We start from the raw sequence: 24,513 nt of genomic DNA, 5'->3' as shown, positions 1-24,513 counted from the left end.
AAAAATCATATATTTAAGTAGTTCTTTGATCCTAAACACATATTTTATGAACCTGCTACAGCGAATTGACCATTGGGGCGAATCGCATCATCCAAAATGGGTTGATGGCATTCGCGTCCTTCTTGGAATATTTTTGTTCTGGAAAGGAGTTGTATTCATTCAAAATATTGATGTTCTCAAAGCCGTGATAAACCAGAGCCCGTTTATTACCGTATTATCATTCTGGCTTGCTCATTACATTGTCTTTGCTCATCTCCTGGGCGGGGTCCTTATTGCATTTGGTCTCCTCACCCGAGTTGCTGTCGTCGCACAGATCCCCATTCTTCTCGGCGCCCTCATCTTTGTACATACCCCTACAGGGTTATTCAATGTACATAGTGAATCCGGCCTTTCCATCCTTGTACTACTATTACTGTTAGTTTTTCTTATAGAAGGTAGTGGCCCCATTTCTTATGATGGTTATATGCGCCGGCATCCTGCATGACCGGCTGCAAAAAGTAAGAGTCCCATAATTTATGTAGTTTTGCTGCACTGCGATACAGGTAGCAGGGGTTCCTGCTATCTGTCATTGTTATTTAGAGACGCAGTGTAGTAATCATGAAGTACGAAATTGGAGATAAGATATTATTGCTTCATTCAAAAGAAGAAGGTACTGTTGTTGACATTATCAATAACGATATGGTGATGGTAGAGATTGGCAAAGTAACCTTCCCCGTGTACCTGGATCAAATCGATTTCCCTTATTTTCACCGGTTTACAACCACGCCCAAAAATGGCAACCCACCTGCCAGAAAATCCGGTTTTGACATTAAGCCTGAAAAGAAACAGGATACTTTTAAAATGGACAAAGGGGTATTCCTCTCTGTACTGCCGGTATTCCGTGTAGAGGGATATGAGGAAAATGTAGAACAACTCAAGTTTCACCTGGCGAACGAGACCAATACAGCCTGGAAGTTCCATTTCCAGGTATACCTCAAAAATCAGCTGGAACTGGAGATGAAAAACGAAATCCAGCCATTTACAAATTTCTATCTCAGCGACCTTCCTTTCGAAGCGCTGAACGATAGTCCAAGAATAGAATTCACCTTCTATCCCAAAGAACCGGATCCAAAACTGGCGCCGAGTTTCCAGAAGACCTGGAAGATGAAGACAAAGCAGATCTTCCAGCAACTGAGTGATTTACAGGCCAGGAGAAACGCTACATTAAGTTATTTGCTGTTCGATAAGTTTCCGCCAAAACCGGAAAAGTCGGCCAGTCATTTCGATACGCCTGCTATCGGTAAATTCGCGGCGTCTAATACGACCACCCCGACCAATACCCTTCCTGAAGTACCCCTTACCCCCAAGTACGAACTGGACCTGCACATCGAAACGCTGACAGACGACTGGAAAGGGATGAAGAACATTGAAATTCTTGCAATACAGCTCAATGAATTCGTGCGCTACCTGGAACTGGCCATTTCCCACCATCAACATAATATGTTCGTGATCCATGGGGTAGGGAAGGGCAGACTCAGGGATGAAATCCATAAGATATTAAAGGATACGCCTGAAGTAGATAAATTCTCAAATGAATATCACCCCAGGTACGGATTTGGTGCAACTGAGATATTTTTTAAGTAACCTTTTTACTATTTTTGCAAAAACTACAAATCGTGCTATCGTTCCAGGCAACTGGTAAGGAAAGTCCGGACAGCATAGAGCAACGCACCACCTAACTGGTGGGGACCTGTTCCCTTCGTCTCTGACGGTGTGCACAGGTCACAGAAAGTGCCACAGAAAATGACCGCCTTGTCTTGTACAGGGTAAGGGTGAAAATGTAGGGTAAGAGCCTACGTTCTGGAATGGCAACATACTAGAAGGGTAAACCTTGCGTGCTGAAATGCCATGTATACGGTCGATTAAGGGCGGCTCGTCCAATGACCGAGGGTAGGCAGATACAGATAACGTGCGAACGTTGTCGCAGATAAATGATAGCATCAGTCGTCGCAAGACGATTGAACAGAATCCGGCTTATAGGTTTGTAGTTTTTGTTTTTATCTTCACATGGACTAGCTTACACCCAAATCTATTATACCCAATGACTCAAAAAGACGAAAGAACCTGGGCGATATTTATCAGCCTTGCCGGCATTATAGGAATGACAATAGGGCTTATTTCTCCTGTCGGTAACATTATTGCTGTGCTTGTACTTTGGCTGATCAAGAGAGAGCAGTCTACTTTCCTGGACACTGAAGGGAAGGAAGCACTGAACTTCCAGATCACCATGAGCCTCGCAGCGCTGATAGTAAATATGATTTTCTTCTTTATTGGTACTCTCTGGACTCTCTCGACTTTCTGGTGGATGTCTTACTCACCTAATTTCAGTTTTAGGTTCGTAAGCGGCCGTAATGGGATTGTATGGTTGATCAATGTGATATTTTCTATTATCGCTACGATCAAAGCGAGTAATGGAGAGGTATATAGATATCCAATCAACCTGAGACTCGTTAAATAATTAAAAAGGGCTTTTGCTACCAGCAAAAGCCCTTTTTTTCTCTGAAAATGGTATTCATACCTGTTGATGAATTCCCTTTTCCACGAATATTGTTATATGGATATTTTATCCTTTTTTGATCTTCATTACTTTCGGTTTCTTCCCCAGTTTCTCCACCTTCATAGTACTTGCTACCTTCAGTGCATTGTAAGCATTTACCAAACCACCCGTTGCAGACAAATCAGCAAAGGCGACCATCTGACCCGGCGCACCTGGTTTATTTACTTCCTTCGTACCGTCCGGCAAAGGTACCGCCGATTTCAGCAATACATATTTCAACTGCTCTGCAGTCAGATCAGGGTAGTAAGACAATACCAGCGCTGCTACACCGGCTACTACCGGACAAGCCATACTGGTACCACTCAGGCTGCCATATTTATTACCACCTGGCAGGGTTGCATAAATAGATACACCTGGAGCAAACAGATCTACCGTACGCTTACCGTAGTTAGAAAAGCTTGCAACCTTAGCACCTGTTTTACCATTGCTGCTGGCGCCTACAGTCACAACATTTCCAGCCACACCACCATTCAGGAAATCGGCATTTGGGAAGTTGTCCGTACTGTCTACATTCTTACCATCATTACCCGCTGCATGGATCAATAATACATTATGGTCTGCTGCATATTTAAAAGCTGCATCTACCCAATCCTTATGTGGAGAGAATGATTTACCAAAGCTCATATTAATAATACGTGCACCATTGTCTACTGCATAACGTATAGCCAGTGCTACGTCTTTATCGCGCTCATCACCATCTGGTACTGCTTTTACAGCCATGATCCTTACATTGTCTGCCACACCATCCATACCTACACCATTGTTTCTTGCAGCTGCAATGATACCGGATACGTGAGTACCATGGAACCCAAATTGTCCCATTACATCATTATTACCGTAGTATTTATCGTTGATATCATTGATATCATCGCCTACTATTTCCTGGCGTTTTGCATTGGGGGTATAGTTGTCAGAGATCTCTGCTTTCTTCTTCAGGTCTTCGATGTACTCTTCGAACTCAGGTTTGAAATCAGTGTAAGTAATAGCAGAATCGCCGGTGCTGTTGAACAGGCGGATCATGAAATTCTTTGCCACCATTACATCTTCGTCCCTGGTCTGGATGCTGTCGAGTTTGGGTACATTGAAGTCGCTGGTACGTAGGAAGGTGGTGAGAATGCCGCCGGCTTTATTCACGTTATCCTGCAGTTTCAGCATGGCTTTATAAGTCGTTTTGCTTTCAGTAGAAGGCCTGGCAATTTTGCCGGATACCTTTAACCAGTAAGCATATTCTTTTGAGTCGTGGTTGAGTGCGGAATCAGGATTTACATATTTATCCTTTAACCGTACGTATTCCCTGGTTGCTTCGTCAGAATCATCTTTTAAGCTACGGCCGTCCTTACCACCTAAAAAATTCCATCCATGTACATCGTCCACATAGCCGTTCCTGTCATCGTCAATTCCATTCCCGGGAATTTCTTTTGGATTCGTCCATAAAATAGACTTCAGATCTTCGTGTAATGTATCGATACCTGAATCGATCACGGCAACGATCACAGGGGTACTCTTTCTCCCCTTTAACAGTTCAGTGTAGGCGCGCTGCACGCTGGTGCCATAAACGCTGTCAGCTGCGTAGTCCAGCAGGTGCCAGTTTTTGGGTACTGCATTACCCTGTGCATAGGCTGTATTAGTTGTAAGTGCAGTCATCATCGCAACACATCCTGCCATGACTGCTATTGCTCCGCTAGATTTCATTAGTCTGTATTTTTTCACAATAAGCATATCAATACAAATACCATAAATGGTTAAAGGTTATATAAAGTGTAACGTGCCAAGATAAGACGAATTGATGAAGAGGGGAAATAGAATATTATGATCAGTTGAATGCTGTGGTAGATGGGGGGAAATACCTATTCGTAGATTGAAATTATTGAATATTATAAAATATTTCCCATTATGCAGCGCTGAACGCTTTTGTTTGAAAAGTGGCTACGGGCAAAACAATAGTACGTTTTATAGGCTAAACTGCTGGTAAATAGGTAGGGAAGTAGCACGAAAGTAGAATATGAAATTCCGGAAAAAAGTGTAATATTTAGAGCTGGAAGAATAATTAGGAGACTCTCCAATTATTTTTCTCATAAGCATGGTTTCCGTTTAACGAAAAAGCGAGGTTCTCTAACCTCGCTATTTTTTTACCTATTTGTCGCTCATTAAATGTGGCATGTTCCAGATGCCTGGGTTTTGGATGTTGATTGGTTTAGGTATAAAACGAGGTTATTATAATTTTATTGTATACGTCTGGGTATAAAAAGGCAATAAATTATTGCTGCTGCAATAATTTCATCATTGCACATAACAAGTCAGGCATGTGTGTGTCACGCCAACGGCTATGCAGAATTATTTTACTGGTTCCTCCAGGTATTTATTCCAGTTTCAACTCCCTGAGTGTTTCATTTCCCGGTAAATCTACCGCCACTATGACTACTTTGCCGCCTGATGGCAAACGACCTGCCTTATAGTACCAATCCACGCCATTTCGGCCTAAAACAGCCTTTCCTCTTTCCAGCATAGCACCCGCCGCATCATGTACCCGTACGTCCACTTCTGCTATCCTGAATTCATCCTTTGCTGTTACTACTACCGTTTCCTCTTCCAGGCGGATATTCTGAATCTCCGGCGATTTGTATGCATCCTTTACGGCCATATTATAGGCATTCTGCCCGGGGCCTGCCAGTGACTTATAATATGCCTTCAGTTCAGGGTCCTTCAGGATTGCCTTTGCATAAGCTGCTGCAATAGTCATCTTATACCTGGCTTCCAGCTGCTTTTTTGTTGGTTTGTTCTTTGACGGGCCGCGTTTTTTAGCCATTATAATCTGCCCGTTCCTTTCGTAGATCGTGAGTTGCTTGCCGAGGGTGCCCCTGACAAGTTGGAGGAGTATGTTGTCTTTTACAAGCGCCATAACAAACAATTTTGAGGTTACAGGAACAATATTAAAAACTTCGTCTGAACTATAGTGCAACTTCGTTACCAAATGAGTACTAATACTTCACTATAAGTGCACCTCAATATCGATTAGATATACAAATGTACTTATAATGTACTTGTGGTATACTAATGGTGCACTTATAGCATTAAGGCTATGCTATAGCTTACCCGGCCATTCGGCAATAAAACATTCATGAAAGAGGGGGCGGCACAAACAGGCATGATACCCATTTTTAAAGAAAACATTCATGAAAGAGGGGGTTCACCAACAGGCATGATACCCATTTTTAGAAATAAAAAAGCGCATTTACCCGGAGGCAAATGCGCTTTATACAATCACGTATTATAAACTTACAGATCGAACTTAATCCCCTGTGCCAGCGGCAACTGCGTTGAATAGTTAATCGTATTCGTTTGTCTCCGCATATATGCTTTCCATGCCTCTGAACCACTTTCTCTACCACCACCGGTTTCCTTTTCACCACCAAATGCACCGCCAATTTCTGCACCTGAAGTACCGATATTGACATTCGCAATGCCGCAATCAGATCCGGCCTGGGAGAGGAAAGCCTCTGCCTCACGCAGGTTCAATGTCATGATTGAAGAAGACAAGCCCTGTGGCACCCCATTCTGTAATGCGATCGCCTCATCCAGCGTCTTGTACTTCATCACATACAGAATAGGAGCGAATGTTTCATGCTGTACGATCTTGTAATGGTTCTCTACTTCCGCAATACAAGGCTTTACATAACAACCGGAAGCATAATCGCCACCGCTCAGTACACCGCCTTCTACCAGAATTTTACCCCCTTCTTTCTGTACTTCTACAATCGCCTGCTCATACATCTTCACCGCATCTTTATCAATCAATGGGCCTACATGGTTATTTTCATCCAGCGGATTACCAATCTTTAACTGTCCATATGCTTTCACCAGCTTAGCCGTAAATGCATCATACACACTCTCATGAATAATCAGTCTGCGTGTAGATGTACAACGCTGTCCGGCTGTACCCACCGCGCCAAATACACAACCGATCAATGACATATCCAGGTCTGCATCTTTTGAAATAATAATGGCATTGTTACCACCTAATTCTAATAATGATCGACCTAAACGCGCACCTACCACTGCGGATACCGCCTTACCCATACGGGTAGAGCCAGTCGCTGATACCAATGGTACACGGGTATCTTCCGCCAGCCATTCACCGGCGTCGCGGTTACCGGCCAACAAACAGCATACCCCTTCAGGCACCTTGTTCGCCTTCAATACATCCTGGATAATCTGTTGACATGCAATCGCAGACAACGGTGTTTTTTCTGATGGTTTCCAGATACATACATCGCCGCATACCCATGCCAGCATAGCGTTCCAACTCCACACTGCTACAGGGAAATTGAATGCGGAGATAATACCTGTAATGCCTAACGGATGCCACTGCTCATACATACGGTGACCCGGACGCTCAGAGTGCATGGTCAAACCGTGCAACTGACGGGAGAGACCTACTGCAAAGTCACAGATGTCGATCATTTCCTGTACTTCGCCATAGCCTTCCTGCAGGCTTTTACCCATTTCGTAAGACACCAGTTTACCCAGTGCTTCCTTATTTTTACGCAGTGCTTCACCCACTTGCCTTACTACTTCACCACGGCGTGGCGCTGGCCACAACCGCCATTCTTTGAAAGCAGCCGCAGCTGTCTCTACTACTTTATCATAATTAGCACGACTGGCAGCAGTCACCTGTGCAATGTGTTTACCATCTACCGGGGAATTGGCGTCGATTACAGCGCCATCGGCTTTCAACCACACGGTACCTGTACTGACACCGCTGTTTTGGGGCGCGATATGGAACTGGTTCAGAATATCTTGTATCATGGTGCAAATATATGTTTTTAACAAGCTGTGCGAACTTGCTTAAAATATGTCTTTAACGAGGGGGACGAATTTTTGAAAATCCCGTCTGTGCGTACTTATAAATGTTTGTAACGAGTAGCGCAAACTTTTGAAAGCCTTGTTATAAATATTCCCTTATCGTTGCGTTTGTGAGCTATAAGTACTTTCAAAAATCCTGTCTGCATTCCCCGCTTCAAACCCTTCTCTTCTATGCTCACGCTTAATATCCTTAGGATCCAGGTGCGCAAATTCCGGCAGCACCCTTCTTTCTGCAAACTCCACATAAGAGCCCGATATCTCCTGCGTTTTATGATCTCCAAATGTAGCAACAATCATCTTCGCCACTGTACTACTCTGCAATAACAAATGATCCGGACTTTCTTTTATCTTCCCGCCTGCGTCATTCAAATTAAATCCATTCTTCTCCAAAAAATTGTTGAAATCCGCCACCGTATTATATCCTACAGGCAGGTTCTGCAAACTGACTGTGAAATGATTCAGGTAATACCTGTTATAAATTACCCACGCCGCATACTCACTTTCCGCTGCCAGTGTCTGGTAATCCGCCAGGGTAGGGGTTCTCCAAAGCGAACTATGCAAAAACACATCTACATCCGGCCCATTATCCAGGTCTAATTTTGATACCGGGTCCACCTTCACTTCATCGGTATAACTGGTGATGATCCGTTGTGCCTCTGCACTCAGATCCTGTACCCGCAGCTCACTGATAAAGATGCGTGGATACTTCGGCGCCGGCGGTGCATACCAATAAGCATCCAGTTTTTTTTCCCTGAAATGATAAGGTTCTTTCTTCGTGTAACCATAATGCAGGAAGATCTTTTCCAGCGATTGAATGCCCAGTTGCGGCACGCCTATCGTTCTGAAAGCAATATGGTCATTTTCAATATCATCTGCGATCTGAATAACATCTTCATTGATCATGGCCGCAATAATAGCAGCGACGTCAGGAACACGCTCCTGATAACGTTGCATCAGGCCGTTCAGTACATAGTCTAACATAACAAAGATTTAGTTTGTGGAAGTGGGGTAAAGGTAGGCTATTTTAGCAGAACGCTCCTGCCGGGAGCAGAAGCGTTCGTTTATCTTAATATTGTTCATTATCATTTGGAAAGTCCTTCGCTTTCACATCGCTGATGTACTGCTTCGATGCCTGCAGGATTTCCTCATACAGGTTCAGGTACCTGCGCAGGAATCTTGGTTTAAAGTCTTTGTTGATGCCCAGCATATCGTGCATCACCAGTACCTGGCCGTCTACATATTTACCGGCGCCGATACCAATGATAGGAATGTGGACGCTCTCAGCCACTTTCTTCGCCAGCAGGGCCGGGATCTTTTCCAGCACAATGGCAAAACAACCCGCTTCTTCCAGCAGTTTGGCGTCGCGCAGCAGTTTTTCAGCTTCCACTTCTTCTGTAGCACGTACAGAATAAGTACCGAACTTATTAATAGACTGAGGTGTCAGTCCCAGGTGACCCATCACTGGCACACCTGCTGATATAATACGTTTTACCGATTCTAATATTTCTTCACCGCCTTCGATCTTCACACCATGCGCGCTGGTTTCTTTCATGATACGCACGGTCGACATCAGGGCTTCCTTAGAATTACCCTGGTAACTCCCAAAAGGCAGGTCTACCACTACAAAAGCCCGTTTAATCGCCCTTACTACCGACGCCGCATGATAAATCATATGGTCCAGTGTAATAGGAAGGGTGGTCTCATAACCAGCCATTACGTTTGCCGCGGAATCGCCCACCAGCAATACATCCATTCCCGAATCGTCAAAGATGCGGGCCATGGAAAAATCGTAGGCTGTGATCATTGAAATTTTTTCCCCTTCATCCTTCATCCGCTGAAGGATATGCGTTGTGATCCGCTTAACTTCTTTATGCGTAGACATTTCTTATCTTATTGTTAAAAAAGGGTGTTAAGGTAGGGAAAAAAATCAAATTGAGTTGATTTCCCCGTACAATGATTGGATCAGGCCGTCTGCCAGCCCTATCTTGGGTACGAAAATCTCTTCTGCATTCGCCCAACGCATAATGTTAACGTAGATCTGCAGGGCAGGCACGATCACATCGGCCCTGTCTTCCCTTAAATTATAGAGGTGAATTCTTTCTTCGACGGAGAAACTGCTGAACTCTTTGTAGTAATCTTTCAGCACATCGAGGGTGAGTGGCTTCCCTTCCTTGCGTTTGGAAAGGGAAAAGATCTTGTTGATGTTACCACCGGAACCAATGGCGGTAACAGGACCAATGCTTTTGATCTGCTGCTTGATGGTCTCCTTCATCGTTTGCCACTGCGTATCAGTGACCTGGTGCTGTAGGAGGCGGATAGTACCGATATTAAAAGAGGTCTTGTGTACGAGGGTGTTTTTACTGAAGATCGTCACCTCTGTGCTACCGCCGCCCACATCTATATACATATAGGCGCGTGACTTGTCGAGGTTCTCGGCTATGTGGCTTTCGTAGAGGAACGATGCTTCTTCCTGTCCCGATATAATTTTGATGTCAATCCCTGTTTCGCGCTTCACATCGTCCAGGATGGCGGCGGAGTTACCCGCATCGCGCATGGCGCTGGTAGCACAGGCTTTCAGGTATTTAACTTCGTATACTTCGAGTAAGAGTTTGTATGCTTTGATCGTGCTGATCAGGTGTTCCGCTCTTTTTGGTGAAATAACGCCGGTGCTGAAAACGTCGATACCCAGTCTTAATGGCACACGCACCAGGTTCACTTTCGTAAAATCCATACGTCCCTGACTGTTGGGCGATGCTTCTGAAATCAGTAACCTGGCGGCATTGGAGCCTATGTCAATAGCAGCAAGCTTCATAATGGGCAAAGATAATTGTTTTATTATTTTTTACTGCCTCCAGGTCGCAGGCCACACCTCCCATTTCGCCAGAAACCCGCTCCGTCATTCAGGCAGGAGCGGGTTTCTCTTTATAAAAAATCTATTATTATTTGTATTGCTTTTCATGCAGGTACCTAAAGATTTCAATCTGCGACCGGACTTTCTTACCACCGTCTCTCTTGTACTCGTTTTCCTGTTTATTGTCGAGTATTCTCGCTTTCACATTGCCACTGAGTTGTATCGCCAGTATGTCTTTGATCTCCTGTTGGATAGATAGGTCGAAGATAGGTACGGCTACCTCTACACGATGATCGAGGTTACGTACCATCCAGTCGCAGGAGGAGATATATACGCCACCTCTGAAAACGAACGCCCTGGCATGTTCCAGGTATTCATCCACGATGCTGATAGCCGTGATGTTTTTCTTCCATTTTTTATTTTCCGTATAGGCGCAACAGATACCCCTGATGATCATTTTCACATCAACACCTACGCGGGCAGCTTCGTACAGGAGGTTGATCATTTGCGGATCGGAGAGTGAGTTCATCTTGATGATCATCTCACCACCATTCTTGCTTTTCGCAAGTTTGATTTCTTTCTCAATCATCTTCACAAAGAAAGAACGCATGCTGATCGGGCTTATGGCCAGTGTTTTACAGCCTGCGAGGAGCTTTGGATCGTGCTTGGGACTTTCGAGATAAGAGAACACCCGGTTGATATCGGCAATGATGGCCCTGTTAGCAGTGAGCAACCAGTGGTCGCCATATACGCGGGCGGTTTTTTCATTCAGGTTACCGGTGGCTATAAAACCACACTGAATGGTTTTGGTACCGATCTTCTTTTTGATCACGCACATTTTGGCGTGTACTTTCAGACCTGGAATACCGATCAATACTTTCACACCTTCATCTTCCAGTCTCGTCTTCCATTCCAGGTTATCCGCTTCGTTAAAACGGGCACGTAGCTCAAGGGATACCGTTACCTGTTTACCATTACGAACGGCATTGATCAAAGCATTTACGATCCTGGAATTGCGTGCCAGGCGGTAAGCAGTGATCTTAATACTCACCACGTTCGGATCGATGGCTGCTTCGCGCAGCAGATCAATGATGGTATCAAAAGAGTGGTAAGGTGTGTGAATCATAACGTCCTGCCCCTGTATTACGTGCATGACGCTGGTGGCTTCGGCAAATAAAGGATGCACAAAGCTTTTGCGCGATGAGCTGGTTTTCTCTGCGAATACGGCGTTCGGGAAATCCATAAAGTCTTTGAAGTTATGGATACGTGCACCCGGAATCAGGTTATCGCCGGGGGAGAGGCCCATACGGCGCATGAGGTATTCGAGCAACAGGGGATCGATATCCTTGTCATAGACAAAACGGACTGGTTTCCCTTTGCGACGGTCTTTCAGGCCTTTTTCGATCTGGTGAATGAGGCTGGTAGAGATATCATTATCAATATCCAGCTCCGCATCGCGGGTCACCTTGATGATGTGGGCGCTGAACTTGTCGTAGCCGAAGTAAGTAAAAATATGAGGCAGGCAGAAACGGATCACGTCCTCGAGGAGGATGATGTCTTTTTCGCCTTCTTTTGATGGCAGAATGATAAAGCGGGGGAGGACGATGGTAGGAATTTCTATCAGGGCAAATTTTTGCCTGACAGAGTTATCCTGCCTAGCCAGAACGATGGCCAGGTAAATAGATTTATCGCGCAGTAATGGGAATTGCTGGATACTTTCTATCATCAGTGGGATGATATTGGTACGCACTTGCTCATTAAAGTAGGTAAGCACGAATTTCTGTTGCTCTTTACTGAGGTGTTTTTCTGTACGGATAAAGATCTTCTGTTCTTTCAGCTGATCTTCAATTTCGTCCCAGATGCGGTCGAACTCACGGGTCTGATCTATAACCAGATCATGGATATCGTTGAGGATCTGCTCCGGGTTTTCTTCCAGGTGCATACGGGCAGATTTGCCTACAGAGAGCATTCTTCGAAGGGTGGCTACGCGTACGCGGAAAAATTCATCCTGGTTATTGGAATGGATACCGAGGAAACGAATACGTTCATGTAATGGAACACTGGGGTCAGCTGCTTCCTGTAATACTCTGGCATTAAAGGCGAGCCAGCTAACGTCCCGGGGGATCATTTTCTTTTTTTCTGGCGCATTTTTCTTGCTGTTCGTCTTTTTTTCCATCTCCTGATCTTGAGTAAAAGTATCTAAAGGCTCACTTTTGGACAATCGCATCTTAAAAGGGCAAATTAACGGTGTGGGTTATATGATGATATAACCATAATCACAACAATACCAGATTTTGAGGAAAATCCAATGTTAAATTTGTGATATTACACTTAAAGATAAGGAATTATGGATGATTACTCAGCTACAGGTGTGCGGTTTCCTTTGTTATAGATCGGGAGGGCAATCATGCTGGCGAAGCCGATTACAATTACCATCAGGGTCTGTGCCAGCCATACGATCCAGCCGAAAGCGTAGCCGGTAGTGGCATGGATACCATATAAGAGGAGGGTTTGCTGTACTAAGATCTGGTAAGCACCAATGCCGCCCTGGGTGGCGATCATACCGATACTACCAAAGCACAGTACTGAAAGGGCGGCGCCTACACCCAGTGACCTGGTTTCGTCCATACAAAGGAAGCCCAGGTACATCATGGTAAAGTACAATACCCATATAAAGAGGGAGTGAAATATAAACCAGCCTTTTTTCTGCATTTTGCCAATGGAAAGAACGCCTTCCCATACGCCTCTGAATATCTGTTTAACCTTATTGCCCACTTTGGAGCGGGCGATGATACGGAAGGCGATAATACCCAGTACGACCACTACTATTACAATGCCTGCCAGTATCCAGGTACGGCTACCACCGGCATTACCCAGTTTGGTCTGTAAAGGTTGCCATATGTGTTGGGTGAAGAAAACACCGACTGTATCCAGCTGTAATAACACCGTTACAAGCATGAGTAGTAAAAGCACCAGCATATCGACTGCTCTTTCGGCGATCATGGTACCAACCAGTTTCTCCGCAGGGATGTTTTCGTATTTGGCCACGATGCCGCAACGGGTTACTTCTCCCAGGCGGGGAATGGCAAGGTTAGCCAGGTAGCCGACCATCACAGCAAAGAAAGTATTCATGGTACTGGGATGATAACCCAGTGGTGCCATGAGTAATTTCCAGCGTACGGCGCGGAACCAGTGACTTGCTATACCAACAATAATAACGGGTATGATAAGCCAGTAATTGGCTTTTCGGAAGCTACGGATGATATCTTCCTTTTCCTGTGCAGTTAGATTGTGTGTAACTAACCAGATCAAACCTAAACCTATCGCTAAAAATATTGCAAAATTGATAATAGTTCTGAGCGATTTGGGCATAGAAGGTCTGATTTAAGGGTTGCACTTACAATTTATTATTTTCTTTTGGAAAAACAGCGATTGGTGTATGTTTTTTGGCTTCTTCGAAGTCCATTGTACAATAGGAGATGATGATAACTATATCACCTACCGCACAGAGACGAGCTGCCGGGCCATTCATACATATCAGCCCTGAACCACGTTTTCCCTTGATAACGTAGGTTTCCAGGCGTTCGCCATTATTCACGTTGACTACCTGTACCTTTTCGTATTCGATCAGGCCGGCCGCATCCATCAGATCTTCATCGATGGTGATGCTACCTACGTATTGTAAGTTTGCTTCCGTGATAACTGCGCGGTGTATTTTACACTTTAATACTTCAATCTGCATAACGTAATTCTGCGTGCGGCTGCAAAGTTACGGTAAAATAAATGAATGTGACAAAAGGTGATCAGTCTCATGTAGGTAACTGATGAAAGAGAGGTCGTATCATAAATAAGATACGGCCTCTCTTTTAATGCAGGTACCTGGTGGAAGTTGATTTATATTGATGCAACTTCTTCATTTATAACATGATATTATCTATTAACCTTACCCCGCTACCCACTTCCTTTGCCGCCACTACCGCATACAAAGGCGTAGTCGCCGCCGTTTCCGGGAAAATAACAGACCCATCTTCCAGAATGCTGATCAATTCCACATAATCCACTTCAAATCCACTGGTTTTCAGTTCATTAATAGCTTTTTCCTTCATCTCTTTAAAGCCTTCCTTCTTATAATGGTGCTTGATATAAGACAACGCCTGGTATAAACGGAGGGCATTGACCCTTTCAGTTGTATTTAAGCGCATGTTGCGGCTACTCATTGCCAACCCATCATTTTCCCTTTGTGTAGGGCATATTACCAATTCTACATGCGAATCAATAATTTTAAGCAATCGATTTATAATCAGGCACTGCTGTAGATCTTTCTGTCCCATAAATAATTTATCAGGCTGCACCAGGTTCAGCAACTGGTGCACAATCTGCCCAACTCCCTGAAAGTGGCCCGGCCTAGCTGCGCCTTCCAGGACCGTTTCCAGCGTGCCAAAGTCATACTGCATTTTGGCAGTCAGTCCATCCGGGTACATTTCCTGCACAGATGGCAGGAACAATACATCACACCCCGCTTCTGTCAGTTGCAGTACATCCTGGTCGATGGTGACAGGGTATTTTTCGAAGTCTTTTGGATCATTGAACTGTGTGGGATTTACAAAGATGCTACAAACCACCAGGTCAGAATTTTCTTTTGCAGCATTGATCAGGGAGATGTGTCCCCGGTGCAAAGCGCCCATAGTTGGCACAAAACCAATGCGTTTCCCTGCGTGCCGTGCTGTCGTTAAATGCCTTTCCAGTTCTTCTTTCCGTTTGAATAAATACATAATTTATTGCTTAAAAGGATGTTAAAAGTGCCAATTTGTCTTTTCTTCCGGTAAAAATCCGTAATTTTGCAAACCAAATTTAAATTTACTGCATTAATATCAGCATTAGATGTCCACAAAGAAACGAATTCTTTTTATTGCTCAGGAGATGTCGCCTTATCTGGAACTCACAGATTATGCGGCTATGGTCAATAAGATGGCAATTAAATCCAATGAGTCAGGGCTGGAAGTGCGGGTGATCATGCCCCGTTTTGGCATTATCAATGAGAGAAGGCACCGACTGCATGAGGTGGTACGATTGTCTGGCATTAACATCGTGATTGAAGGAGATGATTATCCACTGATTATCAAGGTTGCTTCGTTGCCAAATGCCCGTTTGCAGGTGTATTTCCTTGACAATGAGGATTACTTTAAGCGAAAAGCGTTATTTACGGACGAGAATGATCAGTTCTATGATGACAACGCTGCGCGTGCTGTATTTTTCTGTAAAGGAGCATTAGAAACGGTAAAAAAGTTCGGTTGGCCTCCGGACATCATCCACTGTAGCGGTTGGATGACATCCCTGATCCCACTGTACCTGAAGACAGCCTATAAGAAGGAGCCTGTATTCGCGCATTCCAAGGTGGTGTACTCTTTAGAACCTAATTCTTTTGAGGAAAACCTGGGTGCCGGCTTTGTTAAAAAGGCCACCATCAGCAATCAAATCAAGGAAAAAGACATTGAACTGTACAAAGAAGGTACAAATACTGCCCTGAACAGAGGCGCTGCAAAATATGCAGATGCGGTAATACTGGCTGGTGAAAAGACAGAAAAGAAGGTGGTGGATGACCTGAAAGCCGATAAGGGTAAGATTGTACTGCCATACAAGAAAGAAAATGAAGATTTAGCAGATTATCTGCAGCTGTACTCACAGTTGCTTGGTAAATAAAGCATTTAATCGAATTTGAAAAAGGGGGTGTATCATACTTTTGATACACCCCCTTTTCATGCTGACCCTGCCAGAGACGAACTGTTGTTCACCCCGAATCTCCAACCTTAATTTTATTTTGAGACTACGCTTTTGGGGGGGGTATAAATTTCCCACCCCTTTAACGAATATTTTCCCTATCAAAATACTGGAATATAGTCAAATGACTTATTTTTGCCCCAGTTTACCATTAGGCATACCACCAAATGACTAAAATATGGTAAATTGTACTAGATTTACTAATCTTAAAGCCGAAATTCAATTATTTTATGCCTTATTTATTTACCTCAGAATCAGTATCCGAAGGACATCCGGATAAAGTTGCCGATCAGATATCAGATGCATTGATTGATAATTTCTTAGCCTATGATGCGGCTTCTAAAGTTGCTTGTGAGACGTTGGTGACTACCGGTCAGGTGGTACTGGCAGGAGAAGTTAAATCCGAAGCTTACCTGGATGTGCAGGAAATTGCGCGTGAGGTAATTCGCAAGATAGGGTATACCAAAAGTGAATACATGTTCGAGGCTAACTCCTGCGGTATCTTCTCTGCCATTCATGAGCAGTCTCCAGACATCAACCAGGGTGTAGAGCGCAAGAGCCCGGAAGAACAGGGTGCTGGCGACCAGGGTATGATGTTCGGTTACGCCACCAAGGAGACCGAAAACTATATGCCACTGGCACTGGATCTGGCGCACAAACTGCTGATCGAACTGGCTGCGATCCGTCGCGAAAACAAGGAGATCACCTACCTGCGTCCGGATGCAAAATCACAGGTAACGATCGAGTATTCTGACGATAACAAGCCTGTACGTATCGATACAATCGTGATCTCTACACAGCACGATGATTTTGATGCAGAAGCAAAGATGCTGGCTAAGATCAAGGAAGATATGATCAACATCGTTATTCCACGTGTAAAAGCACAGCTGAAGCCGGAACTGGCAGCGCTGTTCAATGATAAAATTACTTACCACATCAACCCAACCGGTAAATTTGTAATCGGTGGTCCTCATGGTGATACTGGGCTGACAGGCCGTAAGATCATTGTGGATACTTATGGTGGTAAAGGTGCACATGGTGGTGGTGCGTTTTCTGGTAAAGATCCTTCCAAAGTAGACCGTTCTGCTGCTTATGCTACCCGTCACATTGCTAAGAACCTGGTTGCTGCAGGTCTGGCAGATGAGGTGCTGGTACAGGTGTCTTATGCGATTGGTGTGGCTAAACCTTGTGGTTTGTTCATCGATACCCGTGGTACTGCCAAGGTGGATCTGACTGATGGTGAGATTGCACGTAAGGTGGAAGAGATCTTTGACCTGCGTCCTTATGCGATCGAGCAGCGTTTGAAACTGCGTAATCCTATTTATAGCGATACTGCTGCTTATGGCCATATGGGTCGTGAGAGCAAGGTGGTGACCAAGGTATTCAACAAGGGTAAGAAGCATGAGAAGAGTGTGGAAGTGGAGTTGTTTACATGGGAGAAGCTGGATTATGTGGATAAGGTGAAGGCAGCGTTTAGCCTGTAATTGATTTAAATAGATAAAAAAAACCGCTTTCACCTTTGGCGAAAGCGGTTTTTTTTATGTGGGTGGGCCTGCGGCCGGCTGGTGACAGTTCTTTTAGGAATACCCCGCTTACGAAGGCGATAATGGCCAATAATTCGGCAACCAGGTGTTTCCTGTAGGTCCGGTTCCCTTTTTGCCAGGTCACTTTGTGAATAAGGAACATATGCAGGGGGCCATAAAGGATGGCGCCAGACCAGCTCATGCCCGCTGATATGCACCATTATCAGGCATTTTCAAATTCTTCCCAGATCAATTCCCTGTTTACAAATGCTGCTGCCGCCAGTCCTGCTGATACTGCATTGGCCACACCACGCATCATACTGCAATTATCCCCGGCTGCATACACACCTTCAACAGATGTTTTTCCAAAATCAGCTACTTTAATATGCCCTGCTTCTGTTAATTCACATCCCAGTTGTGCCGGTATATCACAGTGCTGTATAAACGGTAAACGGGCATAGACTGCTTTAAGCGATACCTGGGTACCATCCGTCAGTTCCACAGCATTTAACTGTCCGTTGTCATGAATGATGGCTTTCACAGGTGTCTCAATGATATGGATATTCTTTCTCTTTATCTGTGCTACCATTTCAGCTGTCATAGTGATCGGCCCGTTCGTAAACAGAGTTAGATCTTTTGTCCAGTGCTGTATCAGTTTCGCTGTTTCAAAACCACCTTCTCCATTACCTAATATACCGGTTGGCTGATTAGCTACTTCATACCCATGGCAATAGGGGCAGTGAATGACAGAAATCCCCCAGCATGCTGCTACGCCTGGTATCTCAGGCATGATGTCTTTGACACCTGTGGTAAGAATGAGTTTTTTTGAAGTGAATTTTTCGCCGGCCTCCGTTGTAACAGAAAATCCGTGGTTGGTTTTTTCACCTAGTACAGCTTTGCCATGGAGTACCTGAACGGTGGTATATGTTTTGAGTTGTTCCAGTGCTATTTTTGCAATGGCGGCTGGCGTTTCTCCATCTCTCGTTAGGAAATTGTGTGAATGCGGAGTTTGTGCATTACAGGGTTTGCCGCTATCAATGATCAAAACCTTTCTAAGTGCGCGGCCGAGTGTCATTCCTGCCTGTAACCCTGCGTAGCTTCCTCCGATGATGATAACTTCAAATTCCATATTGATGATTTTGAACAAAAGTAAATAGGTTAACTTTACAATAGTGAATACTACCCTTTATGGAAGTGCTTCCATGAGGGGAATGAAAATAATAAAAAATAATTCTTATATGGTTTGTCCCGGTGAAAAAATTTATGATTGTAAGCGGCAATTGCTGGCTATTCAGGATACCCTGGATATCATTGGTGGTAAGTGGAAAGTGACGATCCTGGGGTGCCTCGCAATGGGAGGAAAGCGGTTTATGGATTTGCAGCGGGAGCTGGTGGGCATAGGACCGAAAATGTTGTCGAGAGAGTTGCAGGAGCTGGAAATGAATGGGCTAATCCGGAAGGAGGAGGAGGGGAAATATGAGATGACGGCGTATAGTGATTCGCTGAAGCCGGTGATACAGGTATTGGCAGAGTGGGGAACGCAGCATAGGGTGAAGGTGATGTCTATGCAATAAAATAGTACGTTGTGTAAAGTAGTCCGCACAGAAGAGTGTAAATCAGAAGTATGATATACCTCTTTATTCACAAGAGAAAATTATTCATACCTTTAAGAACATTTAACACAATATATGAGCCTGGTAAAAAATGTCTTTTACAGTGCTGCGCAACTGTTACCCCTTGCCGTATTGAAACAACGACGTCCGGATAGTTTATTGCTTCCCTATCATCACCTGGTGAGCGATGCACCTGTTCCACATATCAAACACCTCTATCCCTGGAAAGGCACCAAAGCATTTGAAAAAGATCTCGATTACCTGCTCAGACGATTTACCCCAGTTACTTTACAGGATATCATTCATGCATTAAAAACAGGACAGGCATTACCAACCGGTTCTTTCCTGCTCACTTTCGACGATGGGCTGCGTGAAGTAAAAGATATCATCGCTCCTATGTTACTTCGCAAAGGTGCACCAGCAGCGTTTTTCCTGAATAGTGCATTTCTTGATAATAAAAGCCTGTTTTATAAATTCAAGCTTAGTTTGATTATCGAAAGTATACTAACGACGCATCATTCAAAGGCAACGCTTGATCAATTGTATGCTTATCTGCAAACTGATGAAGCATCACTCATTCCTGCTATTAAAAAAATCACTTGCAACACAAAAAGACAGGCAGATGAAATAGGGAGGATATTAGGGATTTCCTTTGCACAATACCTGGAGAAAGAAAAGCCGTTCCTTATGCTGGATGAAGTAGACACACTGGTACAACAGGGTTTTGCAATTGGCGGGCATAGTATTGATCACCCTTATTATAGCCAGCTTACACTGGATGAACAACTCTTTCAGACAAGACAATCTGTAGACTTCCTTGTACAGCATTTTAACCTGCCTTACAGGGCATTTGCATTTCCTCATACAGATGCGGGAGTGAGTAAGATATTTTTCAATACTTTATTAGAAGGGCCTGATCCCATTGATGTGATCTTTGGTACAGGCAATCAAAAGAAAGATTTCAATCCAAAGATCTTACACCGTTTTAATTGCGAAAGACCAACGGTAAGTATCAATGCTGCAGTAAAAGGGATCTTACTATTGAACAAAATACAACAGGTGACGAATAAGGACCAGATCAGGCGGTAAGGGTAGGTATAATACTGGTAAGAGCAAGGGGCTATATAGGTAGTGAATACAGCTAATTAAGAAATGAAGTATACTATAAGATTAATGAACCCTGCTAATTAAGCAATGAAGTATACTATAAGATTAATGAATCCTGCTAATTAAGAAATGAAGTATACTATAAGATTAATGAATCCTGCTAATTAAGAAATGAAGTATACTATACGATTAATGAATGAACCCTGCTAATTAAGAAATGAAGTATACTATAAGATTAATGAATGAATCCTGCTAATTAAGAAATGAAGTATACTATAAGATTAATGAATGAACCCTGCTAATTAAAAAATGAAGTATACTATACGATTAATGAATGAACTCTACTAATTAAGAAATGAAGTATACTATAAGATTAATGAATGAACCCTGCTAATTAAGCAATGAAGTATACTATAAGATTAATGAATGAACCCTGCTAATTAAGAATGAAGTATACTATAAGATTAATGAATGAACCCTGCTAATTAGGGTGTGCTGAATAAGTATTAATCTATTGTTAATCAATGTTGTATGGCCTGTTTTTTGCTTGAATAGTGTATAAATATTGAATGAATCATCTCCAAAAGCATGCAGCCATGATACGTTATACACCTGCAAAACAATTGACATTAGAAGGTTTTTCCACACCCTTCTCGCAGCAGTTATCCACTTCCAACAGGTGGGTTATACTCGCTGCAAAGATTCCGTGGGACAAACTGGCGGATGTGTATTATAAAAAGATGCGGGCTGATTTCGGAGCGCCAACCTTGAGTGCGCGGATGGTAATTGGTGCGGTGATCATCAAACATATACTGAATATAGACGATCGTGAGGTAGTAGAGCAGATCACAGAAAACATATATCTGCAATATTTTGTAGGTCTAAGCAGTTTTCAACAGGAAGCTCCCTTTGATGCATCGCTGATGGTCAGTATTAGAAAACGGTTAGGCGTAGAGGTGATGTCCAGGTTGAATGAGATTATCTTGCAGGAAGCGGGATTAACCAAAGCGAAAGAAGAGAAAACATCGGATGCCGGCAGTAAGGATGAAAGTGATGGGGATGGAGGAGAGAGCAATAAAGTTGGCTGCCAGGCGGATGCAGAGATAGTAAAAGAAACGCCATCTGAAGGACTATCAGGAACATTGATGTTAGACGCGACGGTGTCAGAGCAACAGATCGATTATCCAACGGATATTAAGTTATTAAATGAGGGGCGCCGTCAATTGGAAGGGATAATAGAGCGGGGATGTCTGGCTGCTGAACTGATTATGCCGCGGATGTATCGCAATATAGCCAGGAAGCAATATTTGAACATTGCCAAAAAGAAAAACAAAAGCAAAAGAGACATACGCAGGGGTATCCGTCAGCAATTGCAATATGTTAAGCGGGATTTAAAGTATATCAACTGGCTGATTGAAACAGGACCTACTTTTAAGGAGACATTGAAACCGAAAGAGTGGACGTTAATACAAGTGATCCAGGAAATGTATCGTCAGCAGGTAGAGATGTATAAGAAAAGAGAACAGAAAATATCTGATCGGATTGTAAGTATCTATCAACCGCATGTGCGTCCGATGCCGAGAGGCAAAGACCGCGTATCAACGGAGTTTGGCAGCAAGCAACTGGTGTTGTTGAAAGATGGTTACACACATATTGAGAAGCTGAGTTGGGATAATTACAATGAAGGAGGATTACTAATCGAATGCCTGGAAACCCATAAACGCTTGTTTGGGTGTTATCCGGAGCGGGTATTAGGAGATCAGTTGTTCGGCACACGTGAAAACCGACGATACATGAAGGAAAAAGGGATCCGTTATGTTGGCAAGCCATTGGGTCGGCCCTCATCAGATAGTAAGCAGCAAAAGCGATTATTGCAAAAGCAGATGCCGGAACGAAATGCGATTGAAGGGAAATTTGGACAGGGGAAAAATGCATACGGTCTGGGTAAGATCAAGGCCCGTCTTAAGGATACAGCTGAGAGTTGGGTGATGTCTATTTACTTTGTTATGAATCTGCTTAAACTGGCAGCAGGTTCTTTTTTGTCATTACTCCAAATCTATTACTGGCTGGTAACAGAGGGTTATTTAACGATAATGGTGAGTTGCCCGGATGCACAACTTAGACCTCGATATATGAGACGTATGGAATGGTAAATAGCAAGGTGTCAAAATGAAATATAATTCATCGGAAAACTTATTCAGCAGACCCTAATTAAGAAATGAAGCATACTATATGATTAATGAATGAACCCTGCTAATTAAGAAATGAAGTATACTATATGATTAATGAATGAATCCTGCTAATTAAGAAATGAAGTATACTATAAGATTAATGAACGAACCCTGCTAATTAAGAAATGAAGTATACTATATGATTAATGAATGAACCCTGCTAATTAGGGTCTGCTGAATAAGTTTTCCGATGAATTATATTTCATTTTGACACCTTGCTATTTACCATTCCATACGTCTCATATATCGAGGTCTAAGTTGTGCATCCGGGCAACTCACCATTATCGTTAAATAACCCTCTGTTACCAGCCAGTAATAGATTTGGAGTAATGACAAAAAAGAACCTGCTGCCAGTTTAAGCAGATTCATAACAAAGTAAATAGACATCACCCAACTCTCAGCTGTATCCTTAAGACGGGCCTTGATCTTACCCAGACCGTATGCATTTTTCCCCTGTCCAAATTTCCCTTCAATCGCATTTCGTTCCGGCATCTGCTTTTGCAATAATCGCTTTTGCTGCTTACTATCTGATGAGGGCCGACCCAATGGCTTGCCAACATAACGGATCCCTTTTTCCTTCATGTATCGTCGGTTTTCACGTGTGCCGAACAACTGATCTCCTAATACCCGCTCCGGATAACACCCAAACAAGCGTTTATGGGTTTCCAGGCATTCGATTAGTAATCCTCCTTCATTGTAATTATCCCAACTCAGCTTCTCAATATGTGTGTAACCATCTTTCAACAAACCAGTTGCTTGCTGCCAAACTCCGTTGATACGCGGTCTTTGCTCTCGGCATCGGACGCACATGCGGTTGATAGATACTTACAATCCGATCAGATATTTTCTGTTCTCTTTTCTTATACATCTCTACCTGCTGACGATACATTTCCTGGATCACTTGTATTAACGTCCACTCTTTCGGTTTCAATGTCTCCTTAAAAGTAGGTCCTGTTTCAATCAGCCAGTTGATATACTTTAAATCCCGCTTAACATATTGCAATTGCTGACGGATACCCCTGCGTATGTCTCTTTTGCTTTTGTTTTTCTTTTTGGCAATGTTCAAATATTGCTTCCTGGCTATATTGCGATACATCCGCGGCATAATCAGTTCAGCAGCCAGACATCCCCGCTCTATTATCCCTTCCAATTGACGGCGCCCCTCATTTAATAACTTAATATCCGTTGGATAATCGATCTGTTGCTCTGACACCGTCGCGTCTAACATCAATGTTCCTGATAGTCCTTCAGATGGCGTTTCTTTTACTATCTCTGCATCCGCCTGGCAGCCAACTTTATTGCTCTCTCCTCCATCCCCATCACTTTCATCCTTACTGCCGGCATCCGATGTTTTCTCTTCTTTCGCTTTGGTTAATCCCGCTTCCTGCAAGATAATCTCATTCAACCTGGACATCACCTCTACGCCTAACCGTTTTCTAATACTGACCATCAGCGATGCATCAAAGGGAGCTTCCTGTTGAAAACTGCTTAGACCTACAAAATATTGCAGATATATGTTTTCTGTGATCTGCTCTACTACCTCACGATCGTCTATATTCAGTATATGTTTGATGATCACCGCACCAATTACCATCCGCGCACTCAAGGTTGGCGCTCCGAAATCAGCCCGCATCTTTTTATAATACACATCCGCCAGTTTGTCCCACGGAATCTTTGCAGCGAGTATAACCCACCTGTTGGAAGTGGATAACTGCTGCGAGAAGGGTGTGGAAAAACCTTCTAATGTCAATTGTTTTGCAGGTGTATAACGTATCATGGCTGCATGCTTTTGGAGATGATTCATTCAATATTTATACACTATTCAAGCAAAAAACAGGCCATACAACATTGATTAACAATAGATTAATACTTATTCAGCACACCCTAATTAAGAATGAAGTATACTATAAGATTAATGAATGAACCTTGCTATATAACTAATGAAGCCTAG

At 43.5% G+C, this 24,513-nt stretch carries 21 protein-coding genes and 1 other RNA gene; 9 read left to right on the top strand and 13 right to left on the bottom strand.

Going from position 1 to position 24,513, the window contains the following annotated elements:
• Positions 1-46 precede the first annotated feature (46 nt).
• From SIO70_RS21775 to SIO70_RS21760, 4 genes are all read left to right on the top strand, one after another.
• Complete coding sequence (locus SIO70_RS21775; RefSeq protein ID WP_320574267.1) at positions 47-484, top strand: DoxX family protein; 438 nt, start codon at positions 47-49, stop codon at positions 482-484.
• Positions 485-597: 113 nt separating this feature from the next.
• Complete coding sequence (locus SIO70_RS21770; RefSeq protein WP_320574265.1) at positions 598-1,623, top strand: Smr/MutS family protein; 1,026 nt, start codon at positions 598-600, stop codon at positions 1,621-1,623.
• Positions 1,624-1,645: 22 nt separating this feature from the next.
• An RNA gene (rnpB, locus tag SIO70_RS21765) (RNase P RNA component class A) lies at positions 1,646-2,032 on the top strand.
• A gap of 48 nt (positions 2,033-2,080) precedes the next feature.
• Entirely contained in the window at positions 2,081-2,497 is a 417-nt protein-coding gene (locus SIO70_RS21760; RefSeq protein ID WP_320574263.1) for a DUF4870 domain-containing protein, read from the top strand.
• A 105-nt stretch (positions 2,498-2,602) separates the two neighbouring features.
• Here SIO70_RS21760 and SIO70_RS21755 read toward each other — a convergent pair whose 3' ends face one another.
• The 10 genes from SIO70_RS21755 to panC form a co-directional block, all read right to left on the bottom strand.
• Complete coding sequence (locus SIO70_RS21755; protein ID WP_320574261.1) at positions 2,603-4,288, bottom strand: S8 family peptidase; 1,686 nt, start codon at positions 4,286-4,288, stop codon at positions 2,603-2,605.
• Between the two features lie 667 nt (positions 4,289-4,955).
• Entirely contained in the window at positions 4,956-5,495 is a 540-nt protein-coding gene (locus SIO70_RS21750; RefSeq protein WP_320574259.1) for a hypothetical protein, read from the bottom strand.
• Positions 5,496-5,872: 377 nt separating this feature from the next.
• On the bottom strand, positions 5,873-7,402 hold the full coding sequence (locus SIO70_RS21745; RefSeq protein WP_320574257.1) for an aldehyde dehydrogenase family protein: 1,530 nt from the start codon (positions 7,400-7,402) through the stop codon (positions 5,873-5,875).
• 153 nt (positions 7,403-7,555) lie between these two features.
• Positions 7,556-8,440: a DUF1338 domain-containing protein gene (locus SIO70_RS21740; RefSeq protein WP_320574255.1), complete on the bottom strand. Its 885-nt coding sequence runs from the start codon at positions 8,438-8,440 to the stop codon at positions 7,556-7,558.
• A gap of 85 nt (positions 8,441-8,525) precedes the next feature.
• Positions 8,526-9,341 (bottom strand): 3-methyl-2-oxobutanoate hydroxymethyltransferase, encoded by an 816-nt coding sequence (gene panB, locus SIO70_RS21735; protein WP_320574253.1) that lies wholly within the window; start codon positions 9,339-9,341, stop codon positions 8,526-8,528.
• 45 nt (positions 9,342-9,386) lie between these two features.
• Positions 9,387-10,271: an exopolyphosphatase gene (locus tag SIO70_RS21730; RefSeq protein ID WP_320574251.1), complete on the bottom strand. Its 885-nt coding sequence runs from the start codon at positions 10,269-10,271 to the stop codon at positions 9,387-9,389.
• Positions 10,272-10,398: 127 nt separating this feature from the next.
• Positions 10,399-12,486, bottom strand: coding sequence for a polyphosphate kinase 1 (ppk1, locus tag SIO70_RS21725; RefSeq protein ID WP_320574250.1), 2,088 nt, complete (start codon positions 12,484-12,486; stop codon positions 10,399-10,401).
• A gap of 179 nt (positions 12,487-12,665) precedes the next feature.
• Positions 12,666-13,682 carry a lysylphosphatidylglycerol synthase transmembrane domain-containing protein gene (locus SIO70_RS21720; RefSeq protein WP_320574248.1) on the bottom strand — a complete coding sequence of 339 codons (1,017 nt, stop codon included), beginning with the start codon at positions 13,680-13,682 and terminating at the stop codon, positions 12,666-12,668.
• A gap of 25 nt (positions 13,683-13,707) precedes the next feature.
• On the bottom strand, positions 13,708-14,052 hold the full coding sequence (gene panD, locus SIO70_RS21715) for an aspartate 1-decarboxylase (RefSeq protein WP_320574247.1): 345 nt from the start codon (positions 14,050-14,052) through the stop codon (positions 13,708-13,710).
• A gap of 175 nt (positions 14,053-14,227) precedes the next feature.
• Positions 14,228-15,082 (bottom strand): pantoate--beta-alanine ligase, encoded by an 855-nt coding sequence (gene panC, locus SIO70_RS21710; protein WP_320574245.1) that lies wholly within the window; start codon positions 15,080-15,082, stop codon positions 14,228-14,230.
• A gap of 109 nt (positions 15,083-15,191) precedes the next feature.
• Here panC and SIO70_RS21705 point away from each other — a divergent pair, with 109 nt between their 5' ends.
• Together SIO70_RS21705 and metK are read left to right on the top strand one after the other, a co-directional pair.
• Positions 15,192-16,010: a glycogen/starch synthase gene (locus SIO70_RS21705; RefSeq protein WP_320574243.1), complete on the top strand. Its 819-nt coding sequence runs from the start codon at positions 15,192-15,194 to the stop codon at positions 16,008-16,010.
• Between the two features lie 308 nt (positions 16,011-16,318).
• Positions 16,319-17,572 carry a methionine adenosyltransferase gene (metK, locus tag SIO70_RS21700; RefSeq protein WP_320574242.1) on the top strand — a complete coding sequence of 418 codons (1,254 nt, stop codon included), beginning with the start codon at positions 16,319-16,321 and terminating at the stop codon, positions 17,570-17,572.
• 262 nt (positions 17,573-17,834) lie between these two features.
• On the opposite strand, the gene SIO70_RS21695 is transcribed toward metK, so the two are convergent.
• Positions 17,835-18,740 carry an NAD(P)/FAD-dependent oxidoreductase gene (locus SIO70_RS21695; protein ID WP_320574240.1) on the bottom strand — a complete coding sequence of 302 codons (906 nt, stop codon included), beginning with the start codon at positions 18,738-18,740 and terminating at the stop codon, positions 17,835-17,837.
• A 109-nt stretch (positions 18,741-18,849) separates the two neighbouring features.
• Here SIO70_RS21695 and SIO70_RS21690 point away from each other — a divergent pair, with 109 nt between their 5' ends.
• The 3 genes from SIO70_RS21690 (at position 18,850) to SIO70_RS21680 (ending at position 22,484) form a co-directional block, all read left to right on the top strand.
• Positions 18,850-19,185, top strand: coding sequence for a helix-turn-helix domain-containing protein (locus tag SIO70_RS21690; protein WP_320574238.1), 336 nt, complete (start codon positions 18,850-18,852; stop codon positions 19,183-19,185).
• A gap of 114 nt (positions 19,186-19,299) precedes the next feature.
• Positions 19,300-20,313 (top strand): polysaccharide deacetylase family protein, encoded by a 1,014-nt coding sequence (locus tag SIO70_RS21685; RefSeq protein WP_320574236.1) that lies wholly within the window; start codon positions 19,300-19,302, stop codon positions 20,311-20,313.
• Positions 20,314-20,927: 614 nt separating this feature from the next.
• On the top strand, positions 20,928-22,484 hold the full coding sequence (locus tag SIO70_RS21680) for an IS5 family transposase (protein ID WP_320574022.1): 1,557 nt from the start codon (positions 20,928-20,930) through the stop codon (positions 22,482-22,484).
• Between the two features lie 300 nt (positions 22,485-22,784).
• On the opposite strand, the gene SIO70_RS21675 is transcribed toward SIO70_RS21680, so the two are convergent.
• Both SIO70_RS21675 and SIO70_RS21670 read right to left on the bottom strand, forming a co-directional pair.
• Positions 22,785-23,309 (bottom strand): transposase, encoded by a 525-nt coding sequence (locus SIO70_RS21675; RefSeq protein ID WP_320574234.1) that lies wholly within the window; start codon positions 23,307-23,309, stop codon positions 22,785-22,787.
• A complete protein-coding gene (locus SIO70_RS21670) occupies positions 23,281-24,339 on the bottom strand; it encodes a transposase (protein ID WP_320574232.1) in 1,059 nt (352 codons plus the stop codon). The genes SIO70_RS21675 and SIO70_RS21670 overlap by 29 nt, the downstream gene beginning before the upstream one ends.
• Between the last annotated feature and the right edge of the window lie 174 nt (positions 24,340-24,513).

The sequence above is a fragment of the Chitinophaga sancti genome (assembly GCF_034087045.1).
Lineage (GTDB): Bacteria > Bacteroidota > Bacteroidia > Chitinophagales > Chitinophagaceae > Chitinophaga > Chitinophaga sancti_B.
This window is presented reverse-complemented; position numbering and strand designations above follow the sequence as displayed.